The sequence below is a fragment of the Candidatus Limnocylindrales bacterium genome (assembly GCA_035571835.1).
Classification (GTDB): domain Bacteria; phylum Desulfobacterota; class Binatia; order UBA1149; family CAITLU01; genus DATNBU01.
The window spans coordinates 138,190-150,427 of the sequence record DATNBU010000018.1 but is presented as its reverse complement, the minus strand read 5'-3'; the positions used below and the strand labels follow the sequence as shown (position 1 = coordinate 150,427).

Annotated in this window: 12 protein-coding genes; 7 read left to right on the top strand and 5 right to left on the bottom strand. The window is 66.1% G+C overall.

Features of this window, described 5'->3' with window-relative positions; all coding sequences use genetic code 11:
• Positions 1 to 52 precede the first annotated feature (52 nt).
• Positions 53 to 1,477, top strand: a complete 1,425-nt coding sequence (cls, locus tag VN634_09030) for a cardiolipin synthase (protein HXC51012.1) — start codon at positions 53 to 55, stop codon at positions 1,475 to 1,477.
• A 14-nt stretch (positions 1,478 to 1,491) separates the two neighbouring features.
• On the opposite strand, the gene VN634_09025 is transcribed toward cls, so the two are convergent.
• On the bottom strand, positions 1,492 to 2,592 hold the full coding sequence (locus tag VN634_09025) for a carbohydrate porin (protein HXC51011.1): 1,101 nt from the start codon (positions 2,590 to 2,592) through the stop codon (positions 1,492 to 1,494).
• A 27-nt stretch (positions 2,593 to 2,619) separates the two neighbouring features.
• Between VN634_09025 and VN634_09020 the strand changes: the two genes are divergently transcribed.
• Entirely contained in the window at positions 2,620 to 3,555 is a 936-nt protein-coding gene (locus VN634_09020; protein ID HXC51010.1) for a tetratricopeptide repeat protein, read from the top strand.
• Positions 3,552 to 6,176, top strand: coding sequence for a metallophosphoesterase family protein (locus tag VN634_09015; GenBank protein HXC51009.1), 2,625 nt, complete (start codon positions 3,552 to 3,554; stop codon positions 6,174 to 6,176). Before VN634_09020 ends, VN634_09015 begins: the two co-directional genes overlap by 4 nt.
• 15 nt (positions 6,177 to 6,191) lie before the next feature.
• Here the strand turns inward: VN634_09015 and VN634_09010 are convergent, their stop codons facing one another.
• The 4 genes from VN634_09010 to VN634_08995 form a co-directional block, all read right to left on the bottom strand.
• Positions 6,192 to 6,419, bottom strand: coding sequence for a PGPGW domain-containing protein (locus tag VN634_09010; GenBank protein ID HXC51008.1), 228 nt, complete (start codon positions 6,417 to 6,419; stop codon positions 6,192 to 6,194).
• Between the two features lie 31 nt (positions 6,420 to 6,450).
• Positions 6,451 to 7,047 (bottom strand): YaeQ family protein, encoded by a 597-nt coding sequence (locus tag VN634_09005; GenBank protein ID HXC51007.1) that lies wholly within the window; start codon positions 7,045 to 7,047, stop codon positions 6,451 to 6,453.
• A 151-nt stretch (positions 7,048 to 7,198) separates the two neighbouring features.
• Positions 7,199 to 8,026: an NnrU family protein gene (locus VN634_09000; protein ID HXC51006.1), complete on the bottom strand. Its 828-nt coding sequence runs from the start codon at positions 8,024 to 8,026 to the stop codon at positions 7,199 to 7,201.
• Positions 8,023 to 8,568, bottom strand: coding sequence for a hypothetical protein (locus VN634_08995; protein HXC51005.1), 546 nt, complete (start codon positions 8,566 to 8,568; stop codon positions 8,023 to 8,025). Before VN634_08995 ends, VN634_09000 begins: the two co-directional genes overlap by 4 nt.
• 186 nt (positions 8,569 to 8,754) lie before the next feature.
• Between VN634_08995 and VN634_08990 the strand changes: the two genes are divergently transcribed.
• The 4 genes from VN634_08990 to VN634_08975 all read left to right on the top strand — a co-directional run bounded on the left by VN634_08990 (position 8,755) and on the right by VN634_08975 (position 12,223).
• Entirely contained in the window at positions 8,755 to 9,405 is a 651-nt protein-coding gene (locus VN634_08990) for a TetR/AcrR family transcriptional regulator (protein ID HXC51004.1), read from the top strand.
• Positions 9,398 to 10,414, top strand: a complete 1,017-nt coding sequence (locus VN634_08985) for an HlyD family secretion protein (protein HXC51003.1) — start codon at positions 9,398 to 9,400, stop codon at positions 10,412 to 10,414. The genes VN634_08990 and VN634_08985 overlap by 8 nt, the downstream gene beginning before the upstream one ends.
• A gap of 46 nt (positions 10,415 to 10,460) precedes the next feature.
• Positions 10,461 to 11,981, top strand: a complete 1,521-nt coding sequence (locus tag VN634_08980) for a DHA2 family efflux MFS transporter permease subunit (protein HXC51002.1) — start codon at positions 10,461 to 10,463, stop codon at positions 11,979 to 11,981.
• Positions 11,982 to 12,079: 98 nt separating this feature from the next.
• Positions 12,080 to 12,223, top strand: a complete 144-nt coding sequence (locus tag VN634_08975; protein HXC51001.1) for a hypothetical protein — start codon at positions 12,080 to 12,082, stop codon at positions 12,221 to 12,223.
• Positions 12,224 to 12,238 lie beyond the last annotated feature (15 nt).

The following is a 12,238-nucleotide window of genomic DNA, read 5'->3' as shown; positions in this document are numbered from 1 at the left end:
CGGCATCGGCGCGGCTGCTGCTGGTTGGAAAGAATCGTGCAGAATGTTTCGCGTGAGAGCTCGCGCGGCAGCAACACGGGTCAGGCGGCTTTTTCTTCCGATAGCTGTCGCCGCGCTGGCATGGTCGTGCTCGCCCGGGGTCCGGCTAAGGGATTCCCGGGACATCGAGCATGTCGTCGGAGCAACTCCAATCCTCGAAACGCCGGCGGGTGCATTGTCGCCGGCGCGCAGCGAGCACGTCCTCGAATCCCTGGCGCGCGAGGCCGGTGCAAGCGAAATCCTCCTTGCGCACCTCGCCGTCGAAGAAGCGTACACGGATGCGCCGCTCGTCATGGGCAATCGCGCCCAGCTGCTGCGCGACGGGGACGAAACCTTCCGCGAGATGGAACGGGCCCTCGGCGACGCACGCCACCACATCAACGTAGAGGTCTACATCTTCCACGACGACGAGCTCGGCCGGCGCATCGCCGACCTGATGATGTCAAAAGCGCGCGAAGGCGTTGCGGTGAACCTGATCTACGACAGCGTCGGATCGATCGACACGGACGAGCGGTTCTTCGACGAGCTTCGCCGCGCCGGAGTCCATGTCGTCGAGTACAATCCGGTTGACCCGACCAAAGCGCGCCGCAGCTGGCAGCTCGAGCAGCGCGACCACCGCAAGCTTCTCGTCGTCGACGATCGCGTCGCGTTCACCGGGGGCCTCAATTTCAGCAACGAGTATGCGGGGAGCTCGCCGCGCGCATCGCGGTTCTCGTCGGGGCGTTTCTTCACAAAGTCTGCGACCATGCGCACGTGGCGCGACACGCACGTCGAAATCGAAGGCCCCGTCGTTCAGGAGTTCCAGAAACTCTTCCGCAAAACGTGGGAAAAGCAGCACGGGGACCGGCTGCCGTGGAACGAATACTTCGCGCCCGCCGCTCCGGCCGGCAACCAGATCGTGCGAGCGATCGGCAGCACACCGGATGATTCGTTCAGTCTCATTCATACGACCATGCTGTCGGCCATCGAGCATGCCCAGCGCTCGATTCATCTGACGCAGGCCTATTTCGTTCCGGACGACGAGCTGGTCGAAGCACTCATCCGGGCCGCACGTCGAGGCGTCGACACGCAGATCGTTCTCCCCGGCGTCACCGACTTCTGGATGACGCGATTCGCCGGCCGCGCGCGCTTTTCCGACCTGCTCGATGCCGGCGTGCGGCTGCACGAGCGGCTGGGCTCGGTGCTTCATGCAAAGACTGCCGTGATCGACGGCGTGTGGTCCACGGTGGGTTCGGCAAACCTCGACTACCGCAGCCTCGTCAAGAACGACGAGATCAATGCGGTGATTCTCGGCGAGCAGTTCGCAGACCAGCTCGAAGCGATGTTCCGCGACGACGTCGCCGCATCGCGCGAGATCACGAAGACGCACTGGAAACGCCGCGGGATTTCGACGCGGGTCAAGGAAACCGTCGCGCGTGTGTGGAAGCGCTGGCTGTAATCAGCGTCTGTCGTTCACAGCTTGAGCTTGACGCGCAGCACGAAGAACACCGGATGCCCGTGCTCCGTATCGTACACCTGCACGTCGGGCTCGACCGTGAACCACGGCCGCGGCCGCCACTTGAACATCAGCTCGACGAACGTCTCGTGCGTCGTGTCGCTTTTGACGTAGCCGGTGCCGACGCCGATCGTGTTGTGCATGCCGAGGAACCCGTGCGCCGTCAGTCCGCCGCCGACGTAGGTCCCGATCTGGTCCGGCTGCTCGGATGACCATCCGCCGCGCACGAAGCCCTGCACGCTGCGCTGGTCATCCTTGTTCTCGGGATGCTGATACAGAAGCAGGTCATAGACCCCGTAGACTCCGGACCGGTCTTCGCCGGAATGCGTCCAGCCGCCGGCTTCGAGCTGCCCCGCGTCCTCCTGTCCGAGCAAGCTGTGCTCCAGATGAAGCGACGCCACCGCGAACACTCCGGCGTGATCCTCGAACGCGTGTGCGCCGAACGATTCGACGCGCGGCTCGCCTTCGTAGATTCCCGCACGCGCGCCGAACCATTTCGTCCAGTCGGCGAGAACCGCCACGCCGAGGGCCGGAGCCGGATACGACGGCAGCGGCGAGCCCGGCAGCACGCCGAACGACGAGTTGATGAAGTTCCCGGCAAAACGCGGGCTCGCGAAATCGCGGTTCGCGTCCTGCTTGCCGAGGCGGAAGACGATGTGTCCGCCGAGCTGCTGCTCGAGCCAGAATTCGGAGAGCTGCGTGAAGCTCGAGGCTTCCAGGTTGGTGACCTGCATGAGCAGCCCGAGGTCGTCCGAAAGTCCGGAGCCGTGCTTGTTTTCTCCGTAGACGAACACCGTCCCGCCGCTCCATGCGTGAAGCTTTTCGGTATCGAACGTGACGTACAGGTCGAGGTTGCCGAGATAGGAGATCTCGTCGTCGCCGTCGAGCACGGTCGATTCGCCGGTGTAGTCGGCTTCGACCTCGACTCCGCGGTCGGCCAGGGTCGTGCGCACTCCGCCCCAGTCGCCGGTCGCACGATCGCCGGCATGGGCGCAGGCCGGCAGCAATGCGATCATCGATGCTACCCGGAATGCTGCGGCTGCGACCGGCTTGTTCAATCGAAGATCCTTCCTCATGCTGGGCCGATGCCTACCGTTTTTGCGGCGACCCTGCTTGCCACGATGCTCTTCGCCGCCCCCGCGGTCGCCCACGAAGACCCGGACTTTCAGATCGAAGAAGTAACCAAGCATCTCGACAGCGACCCCGCGAACGCCAGTCTCTACCTTCGGCGCGGCCAGCTCTATCGAACAAAGTCACAATGGCCAGCGGCGCTCGCCGATTTCGAGACCGCGCGACGCCTGGACCCTACGCTTGCCGTGGTCGACCTGGTCGTCGCCGAGACGCTGCTCGACGCGGGCGACACAGCCCTCGCGCTTGCGGCAGCGGACCGCTTCCTGGTCTCGTCGCCTTCCAACTCGGGCGGCCACATCGTGCGCGCGCGGATCCTCCTCGCCCAGGGTGCCAACCTGGAGGCGGCGGCCGCCTTCAGCCGCGGAATCGCAATCGCCAAGGCGCGCGAAGAGTCCCAGCCCGACAATTATCTTGCTCGAGCGCGTGCGATCGCCGGGGCGGGCGACGCGCACCTCGATGACGCGATCGCCAGCCTGGACGAGGGGCTCAAGGATCTTCACAACGCCATCGCGCTCGAGCTGCTGGCGATCGAGCTCGAGACGCGTGCGAAGAAATGGGACGCCGCGCTCAGCCGCATCGCGCGCATCGAGAAGGACGCCAGGCGCAAGGAAACGTGGATGGCAAGGCGCGGCGACGTTCTCGCCGCAGCCGGCCGCAACGAAGACGCGCGGCGCGAATACCAGGCCGCGCTCGCGGCCATCGACAAACTGCCGCCGAATACCCGAAGCGTGCGCGCGACCACCGGGCTCGCGGAAAGCCTGCGCAGCAGGATCGCGGCGCTCGGGCCGCAGGGCGCGGCGCCTGGGTCGCGAGGCGCGGCGCCGCCGATCCGTCCGGCTCTGTCGGCTTCTTCGAACTCAAAGACTCAAGTTTCCGGGGGGAAACCATGAACGCATTCCGTACGCATCAGCCTTGCGTCTCGAGCATCGCAGCGACATCGACCGATCGGCCCGCGCGCCGCCGCGGATTGCTGCGCGCGTCGCTGGTGGCCGCCGCAGTCCTCGTCACGAACGGCTTCGCGCGCGCGGAGACGGTGCTCGTCGAGGCCGGAAAGACGATGACCTGGCGCGCGAACAGCTCGGATCCCGGTATCGGAACCAGCTGGACGGCCGAGGGTTTCAACGCCGGTGCATGGACGGCCGGCAACTACGGCGTCGGCTATGAAACCGGCACCGGCGCCGCAGCGCTTCTCGCCACGACGGTCCCCGCAGCGACCAACTCGGTCTACACGCGCACGACGTTCACGATCGCCGATGTCTCGGCCGTCACCAACCTCCTGGTCGGAGCCGACTACGACGACGGCTACGCCGCGTGGATCAACGGCGTCGAAGTCTTCCGATCGCCGCAGCTGCCGGCCGGCACTCTTGCGTGGAACACTCCGGCGGCGCTGCACGAGTCGAGCAACGCCGCCACGCCGAACTACGGAACGCTGGCCGACGTTTCGGCCAAGGCCATTCCTGCGCTGCACAACGGGACCAACGTGCTCGCGATCGGCGTCTGGAACTCGACGCTTCCGTCGAGCGACCTCGTGCTCGTGCCGAAGCTCACGATCAACGCCGGTGCATCGGTGTCGCGCGGACCGTATCTTCAGCTCGGGACCGCGTCGGGCATCGTCGTTCGCTGGCGCACCACGGTCGCGACCGACGGCTGCGTCCGTTACGGCAGCGCACCCGGGAACCTGACGCAGGTCGCGTGCGTGCCGGGGACGGCAAGCGAGCACGTCGTTCCGGTTTCGGGGCTTTCGGCGAATACAGCGTATTTCTATTCGGTCGGCACGACCACGGCCGAGCTCGCGGGCAACTCGAGCAGCTATTCGTTCGTCACGTCGCCGCCGGCGGGCACCTCGCGGCCGACGCGCGTCTGGGCGCTCGGCGACTCGGGCAATGCCAACGCGAACGCCCGTGCAGTTCGCGACGCGTACTTCAATTTCACTGCGTCGACTCCGACCGATCTGTGGCTGATGCTCGGCGACAACGCGTATGTCGACGGTACCGACAGCGAGTTCCAGGCGGCAGTCTTCGACACGTATCCGACCATGCTGCGAAAGTCGGTGCTGTGGCCGACGCTCGGCAACCACGATGGGCACACCGCCGACTCGGCTTCCCAGTCCGGGCCGTACTACGACATCTTCACGCTGCCGAAAGCCGGCGAAGCCGGCGGCCTCGCGTCCGGTACCGAGGCGTACTACTCGTTCGACTACGGCGACATCCATTTCATCTGTCTCGATTCGTACGAGACCGACCGTTCGATGACCGGCGGGATGGCGCAGTGGCTTGCTGCCGACCTCGCCGACACGACCGCGACGTGGGTCATCGCCTTTTTCCACCACCCTCCGTACTCCAAAGGCTCACACGACTCCGATCTCGACATCGAGATGATCGAGATGCGCGAGAACGCGGTGCGGCTTCTCGAACAGGGCGGCGTCGACCTGGTGCTGACCGGACACAGCCATTCGTATGAGCGTTCGTTCCTGATCGACGGTCACTACGGATCGTCGGCCACGTTCACCAGCAGCATGAAGAAGGACGGCGGCAGCGGGCGCGAGGACGGCACCGGTGCGTACGAAAAAGCCGGCGGCGGACCGCAGGCGCGCCAAGGCGCCGTCTATGCGGTCGCCGGCTCGTCGAGCGAAACGGTGTCGGCCGCGCTCAATCATCCGGCGATGTACATCGGGCTCGTCACGCTCGGCTCGCTGGTGCTCGACTTCGACGGACCGCGGCTCGACGTCAAGTTCCTCGATTCGACCGGAACGACGCGTGACTACTTCACGATGGTCAAGACCGTGCCCGCCGTGTGCGGCAACGGCATCATCGAAAGCGGCGAGAGCTGCGACGGCGCGAGCCTCGGTGGAGCCACCTGCGGCGGTTGCGGCGGCACGCCGGCGTGCACGTCGTCGTGCACACTCACCTTCACGGGATGTACGAACGGAATCTGCGGCGCCGGCGAAACCTGCGGCACGTGCCCTGCCGATTGCACCGGCAGCGGAGCGACCTGCGGGAACGGCATCTGCGAGGCGGGCGACGGCGAGAACTGCCTGACGTGCGCGGCCGACTGCAACGGGAAGCAGGGCGGCAAGCCTGCCGCGCGTTTCTGCTGCGGAGCGCCCGGCGGCTCGGGTCCGGTCGGCTGCAGCGCATCGCAGTGCGGGAGCTGCGTAACGACCAGTGCGGCGTCGTGCTGCGGCGACGGCCTGTGCGGCGGCAACGAAAACACGACCAGCTGCAGCCGCGACTGCCCCGCGGCGCCGGTCTGCGGCGATCATTCGTGCAATGGAACCGAAACCAGCTGCACGTGCGCCGGCGATTGCGGCGCTCCGCCACCGGCCGAAACGTCGTGCAGCGACGGCATCGACAACGATTGCGACGGAGCAACCGATTGCAGCGACATCGCGCAGTGTGCGGCGAGCCCTTCGTGCGCGAGCTGCAGCGCGGCTGGAAGCGCGTGCACGACGGGTGCGTCGTGCTGTTCGGGACAGTGCAAGGGAAAAGTGGGAGCGAAGACCTGCCGGTGACGTGAGGGAGTCGCCCTAGACGGTTTTTCCGGTCGCTGCGGAGATCTTCTCGCGCACCTGGCGCAGGAAATGCCTCGCCCAGACGAACTCCGACGCGAGAATCGAAAGCCCGAGCGCAATCACGAGAAGTCCAGGACCCGGCAGCACCAGCAGTGCGACACCAAACAGGCTCACGGTGGTGCCGACTACCGCAACGACGATCCGCCGGGCCGTACGCAGCGTCGAGTTTCCATTGCCCGCCATTGCCGTTCGAGATGACGGCGAACGGGTCCTGTTACAAGCCAGGCCCGGATGCGCCGCGCGTCGGCGCAGCGCCGCGAGGTCCATCGCCGCCCCGCAGTAAAACCACAGGAGTGATCTCGACGGACATCGAGTCGCGCATCATCCACACGTCTCCGTCCTGGATGTTGCACTGGATCGAGATGCCGCGATCGGCAAGCTCGGCGAGCTTTGCCGTCTGCTCAGAGTCGAGCAGCGTGACGGTCAGGTTCGAATGACGCTCGAGGCCTGCGCGCTCCTGTTCCCACCAGGTCGCGGCCTTCCTGCCGCCGTAAAGGTACACGCTCACGCTGCCGGCGCGCCCGCATCCCTTGTGGATGCGCCGCGGATCCGGCTGCCCGATCTCGATCCAATGCTCGATGTCGCCGGTCAGGCTGCGACGCCACAGGTCCGGTTCATCGGCGGTGGAAATGCCGGTGCCGAACTCGAGCCGTTCGTGCGCACAGAGCGCGAACGCGAGGACGCGGATCATCATTCGTTCGCTGGTTTCGGACGGATGCCGCGCGATCGTCAGCGCGTGCGAGCCGTAGTAGCCGCGATCCATGTCGGCGATCTCGAGGTCGATCTTGAAAATCGTTGCTTTGACGGCCACGGCATCTGTTTACGTGCAGGCGTGCGGAAAGTCGCGGCGCGGCCACGTCGAGGTCACGCCTTCATCCTCGCGAGCCCGGCTCCTACGACCAAGCTCCCTTGGTCGAGGTGCGACGGCTTCCGTCGCTCCTGCGTCGATGCATCCGCCTCGGTCAGTGGGTCTGCGCTGCGTCGATGCCGGGCAGATTCGCCGCTTTCTTCCTGCGACGCCGCGCACGGCGCACGCTGACCAGCGCGACCTGCAGCGTCGCGACCATTGCGCCGCCGATCGCGGCTGCCGTCACGTAGATTCCGCCGTGTGCGAAGATCGCCGGATGTGCCTGGCGCAGTCCCCACGCGGCGACGAGGCCGAGAACGATCGACAGCGGCCGCAGCTCGGCAAGCACGAGGCGGTTGCGTCCGGCGAGGATCGCGCCGAACGGAATCAGCGAGGTCCTGGCCATGTAGGGGCCATGCACGGAAGGATTGCGCGCCAGCAGCTTGGCGTCCTGATGGATGCTGCCGACGATTCCGAAGACGAACAGTATCGCGAAGAAAACCGTGCCGCTGAGATGCGTCGCGAGCAGCGCATGCGCGAGGCCCACCAGCGACATTCCTACCGCGAATCCGTGGCGCGTGATGCGTTCGAATCCGCGCGGCTCGGGCTGCTGCCCCGCTTTTCCGACCGCGTAGGCCCCGGTCGGATAGTCGAACAGCGCGCCGCACGCGCACACGATGCCGAGGACGCTGACCGCGATCAGCGGCGCGCGAAGCCACGTTGCGCCGAGTGCGAGCCCCGGCGGCCCGGCGCTGCTCGCGTTCGAGTACACGTAGCAGAGCACGGCGAACGTGACCGCCGCGACGGTAGAGAATATCGCGGCGAATCCCTTCTCCCCGAACCGGTGCGATAGCGGCCCGCGTACGGGCGCCGAAGCCATGCCGATATGGGTGACCGCAAACAACAGCCATGCGAGCACGACGCTGGTGACTGGATCCATCATCTGGACCTCCTTGCCGGCTTCGTTTCCTTGGGAGCATCGCCGGCGGTCGCCGCCATGGCGGCGAGCTGTGGCGGGAACGGCCTGCCCGGAGCGAGCATTCCCGCAGTTGCGTCCATCACGCGAAAGAACGTCTCGAGAGTCGTCAGGCGCTGGTTGATGAACGCTTCGTCGGTGGACGGCGCAGCGCTGTCCACGCTTCGCGTCTCCTGGATCGTCGCCAGCACCTGGCGCATGTTCCATCGGAAACGCCGTTCGATGATCTCCTGCATCACGCGCACGAGATCCGTCGCCGCTTCGTAGTGATCCCGGCGCGAGCCCGGCATGTGGATGCGACGGACCAGATGCCAGTCGCTGAGGCCGCGGATGTTGATCGAGATGTTGCTCTTGCTCTGGTCGAGCTTGACGGCGATGTCTTCGAGCGAAAGCGGCGCGGGCTCGAGATACAGCAGCGCGAAGATGCGACCCTGCAGCGAGTTGAGGACGCCCGAGCTCGCCGCCGACGCGCCCATTCCTTCGACGAAGACTCCGACCTTGCGCTCCATCTGCTGAACTCTCCTTCCGGCCGTCGCGGTCGAGCCGCCGTCGCCGCCTCGACCTCACCGCACGTTGTGAACGTTTAGAATATTGTGAACGTTCCGTCAACGGGAATCGGCAGTTCCATCGAACCGGGTTCCGGGGAGGCTCGAAAAGGTTGACCAATCGCGGCTTGGTTAGTAAACGCTTACTAGATGGCTTCCAGCGCGCTAGCGAAATCTTCTCCACGGCTCACGGCCGACGAACGCCGGGCCCAGGTCCTGCGCGAAGCCGCGCGTCTGTTCGGCACCCACGGCTTCAGCGGCACCACCACGCGCGACATCGCTGCGGCCGTCGGGATCACCGAGGCCGCGCTCTACCGCTACTTCGCGAGCAAGGAAGCGATGTATGCGGCGATCCTCGACGAGCGCGCGGCGGCATCCGACCTGCTCGAATCGGTCGCCCCGCACGCGCGCAGCGGCGACGACCACGCCGTCTTCACCGAGCTTGCGCTGACACTGTTCCGCAGCGTCGAGAGCGATCCGTCGATCCTGCGCCTGATCCTGTTCTCTGCGCTCGAGGGACACGAGCTGTCGCGGCCATTCCACGAGAAACGCATCGTAAGGCTGCGCGATTTCCTGACCGGTTATATCGAGCGCCGGACGCGCGAAGGCGCGCTGCGCGCAATCGAACCGCGACTCGCCGCGCGCGCGTTCATGGGCATGGTGGTCGACCACCTGATCGTGCGCCACGTGTTCGGTCAGCACGACCAGTATCCGCAGCCTCCGGAAGAAGTCGCCGAGGCGTACGTCGCGATCTTCCTTGACGGCATGCGAGCCGGCAACAGTGAGAGCAGACATGGCTGAGGCTGTAGCCGGAATTGCGAACGAACGGACGCGCATCGGCGTGCGTCCGATCCTCATCGGTACGGCGGTCATCGCGATCGCAGCCGTCGTCTCGTACTGGGTGCTGGTGCTGCGCGACTACGAGACGACCAACGACGCGTTCGTCGAAGGTCATCTGGTCTTTCTTTCTCCGCAGGTGCCCGGGCATGTCGTCGAGGTGCTGGTCCAGGAAAACCAGCATGTCGCCGCCGGCGCGCCGATGGTCAAGCTCGATCCCGCCGACTACGAAGTGCGGCTTGCCAGGGCCCGCGCTGATCTTGACGCCGCGCACAACCATATGGCCGAAACTTCCGCGTCGGCTGACGCCGCCCGTGCGCAGATCGCCGCCGCACAGGCTACGCTGCATCACGCCGAGCAGGAGCTGGCGCGCACGCGCAACCTCGTCACGCATGAAGTCTCGAGCAGGAGCGATCTCGATTCGGCCGTCGCGACACGCGACAGCGCAGTTGCGACGCTTCATGCGGCCGAAGAGCTCGAGCGTGCCCAGCGCGCGACGCTCGGCAGCGACGCGCCCGTGCGCCAGGCCGAAGCGATGGTGCACGAAGCCGAGCTCGCACTTTCTCATACGATCGTCACGGCGCCGTTCGCCGGAACCGTCGGGCGCAAGAACGTCGAGCTCGGCGCCAACGTCACGCCCGGCCAGCCGCTCGTCGCGCTCGCGGAAGACTCTGCGAACTGGGTCATCGCGAACTTCAAGGAAACGCAGATCGAGGAGATGAACGCGGGCGACGAGGCCGAGATCCGCGTCGACGCGTTTCCTCAGGCCGCGATCCGAGGTCACGTCGAATCGATCGCACCCGCCACCGGAGCAAGATACGCGCTGCTGCCGCCCGACAACGCGACCGGCAACTTCACAAAAGTCGTGCAGCGTGTTCCGGTGCGCATCGCGCTCGATCCGCCTGCGCCGGGAAGCGCCAGCCCCGACCTGTCGGTCGGCATGTCCGTCGACGTGCGTGTCCGCATCCGCTGAGAATCACCCGTCCCGCCCGGCGAGCCTCACCTCGCGCGAGTGGTTGATGATCATCGGCGTCATGCTCGCCGTGGTGCTCGAGATCCTCGACACCAGCATCGTCAACGTGGCGCTGCCGACGATGATGGGAAACCTCGGCGCGACGGTCGACGAGATTTCGTGGGTCGCCACGTCGTACATCGTCGCCAACGTGATCGTGATCCCGATGACGAGCTTCTTCGCGGCCGCGTTCGGGCGGCGCCGCTACTTCGTCGGCTCGATCATCCTGTTCACCGTCGCATCGTTCCTGTGCGGCGCGGCGCGCACTCTGCCCGAGCTGGTCGCGTTCCGCGTCGTCCAGGGGCTCGGCGGCGGCGCGCTGCTGGCGCTCGGCCAGTCGATCATGGTCGAGACCTTCCCTGCGCAGCGGCAGGGAACCGGCCAGGCGATTTTCGGCGTGGGCGCGATGCTCGGTCCGAGCCTCGGCCCCACTCTCGGCGGCTGGATCACCGACGTGTGGGCGTGGCCGTGGATTTTCTACGTGAACGTGCCGATCGGCATTGCGGCCGCGCTGCTCTGCTGGAGCTATCTGCCGCGGCAGCGGCCGGAGAACGTGCGCAAGCGCGAGGCAACGGACTGGTCGGGCATCGCGCTCCTGATCGTCGGGATCTCCGCACTGCAGATTCTCCTCGAAATCGGGCATCGCGAAGACTGGTTCGAGAGCAACCGCATCGTCGGCCTTTCCGTCGTCGCGTCGATCGCGCTCGTGTGGTTCGTCGTGCACGAGCTCGCAACCGAGCATCCGGTCGTCAACCTGCGCGTGCTTCGCCATCGTGCTCTCGTCGTCGGCTGCACGTGCGGCGTTGCGATGGGAATCGGACTTTACGGCAGCATTTTCCTGTTCCCGCTTTTTACGCAGAACCTGCTGCGCTGGACGTCGTGGCAGTCGGGCGTGGCGGTTCTTCCGTCCACGCTGATGACTGCGCTGATGATGCCGATCGCCGGCCGGCTCGTGTTCCGGCTCGGGCCGGCGCCGCTGTTCGGGCTCGGCATCGCGGTGTTCCTTCCAGCCGTCTGGGGAATGAGCCAGTGGACGGGCCAGAGCGGGTTTTCGGATCTGTTCTGGCCGCAGATCGGTCGCGGCATGGCGATGGGACTCATGTTCGTGCCGCTGTCGACCGCGACGCTGCGTGCGCTTCCGCCGGAAGACCTTCTCCAGGGTGCCGGGCTCTACAACCTGTTCCGGCAGATCGGCGGCAGCTTCGGCATTGCTGCGCTGGCTACGCTGATCGACCACCGCGGCGCGCTGCACCACGCGTACCTGGCCGAGTCGGTTTCGCCGCTCTCCGAGGCGACGCGGCTTCGCATCGCGCAGCTCGTCTCCGGCCTTCAGCAGAAGGGCCTCGATCCGTCCGACGCGCTGGCCGGCGCATACAAGATCATCGAGCAGTCGATCGCGGCGCAGGCGACCGCGCTCGCGTTCCGCGACTGCTACCTGATCGTGTTCTGCGTGTTCGTCGCCTTGATTCCGCTCGTGCCGCTCATGCGCCGGCCGCCCACGCCCACCCCATTGCCGGAAGTACGCTAGGCGACTGGCGTCGATGATGGATTCGGCGCAGGGTGGCGAAAATCAACCGTCTCCGGGTACGGGCCCGGTGACCATGCAATCGATTCAAAGGATCACCCATGGGCGACAAGTCTCCGAAGGCAACACAGAAAAAGAACTCCCAGAAGCAGGCCAAGACGGCCAGCTCCGACAACAAGAAGCAGCAGGCCATCACGGCGCAGCAGGCCACCAAGCTCAAGGCCGAGGCCGCGCGCAAGAAGTAGGCTGCCCGGGCGCTG

Bases quoted from the DNA above. Each gene is read 5' to 3' on its own strand.
- VN634_09020 (HXC51010.1), top strand. From the start codon at position 2,620: ATGCCTACCGTTTTTGCGGCGACCCTGCTTGCCACGATGCTCTTCGCC.
- VN634_09015 (HXC51009.1), top strand. From the start codon at position 3,552: ATGAACGCATTCCGTACGCATCAGCCTTGCGTCTCGAGCATCGCAGCG.
- VN634_09010 (HXC51008.1), bottom strand. From the start codon at position 6,419: ATGGCGGGCAATGGAAACTCGACGCTGCGTACGGCCCGGCGGATCGTC.
- VN634_09000 (HXC51006.1), bottom strand. From the start codon at position 8,026: ATGATGGATCCAGTCACCAGCGTCGTGCTCGCATGGCTGTTGTTTGCG.
- VN634_08995 (HXC51005.1), bottom strand. From the start codon at position 8,568: ATGGAGCGCAAGGTCGGAGTCTTCGTCGAAGGAATGGGCGCGTCGGCG.
- VN634_08990 (HXC51004.1), top strand. From the start codon at position 8,755: ATGGCTTCCAGCGCGCTAGCGAAATCTTCTCCACGGCTCACGGCCGAC.
- VN634_08985 (HXC51003.1), top strand. From the start codon at position 9,398: ATGGCTGAGGCTGTAGCCGGAATTGCGAACGAACGGACGCGCATCGGC.
- VN634_08980 (HXC51002.1), top strand. From the start codon at position 10,461: ATGATCATCGGCGTCATGCTCGCCGTGGTGCTCGAGATCCTCGACACC.
- VN634_08975 (HXC51001.1), top strand. From the start codon at position 12,080: ATGGGCGACAAGTCTCCGAAGGCAACACAGAAAAAGAACTCCCAGAAG.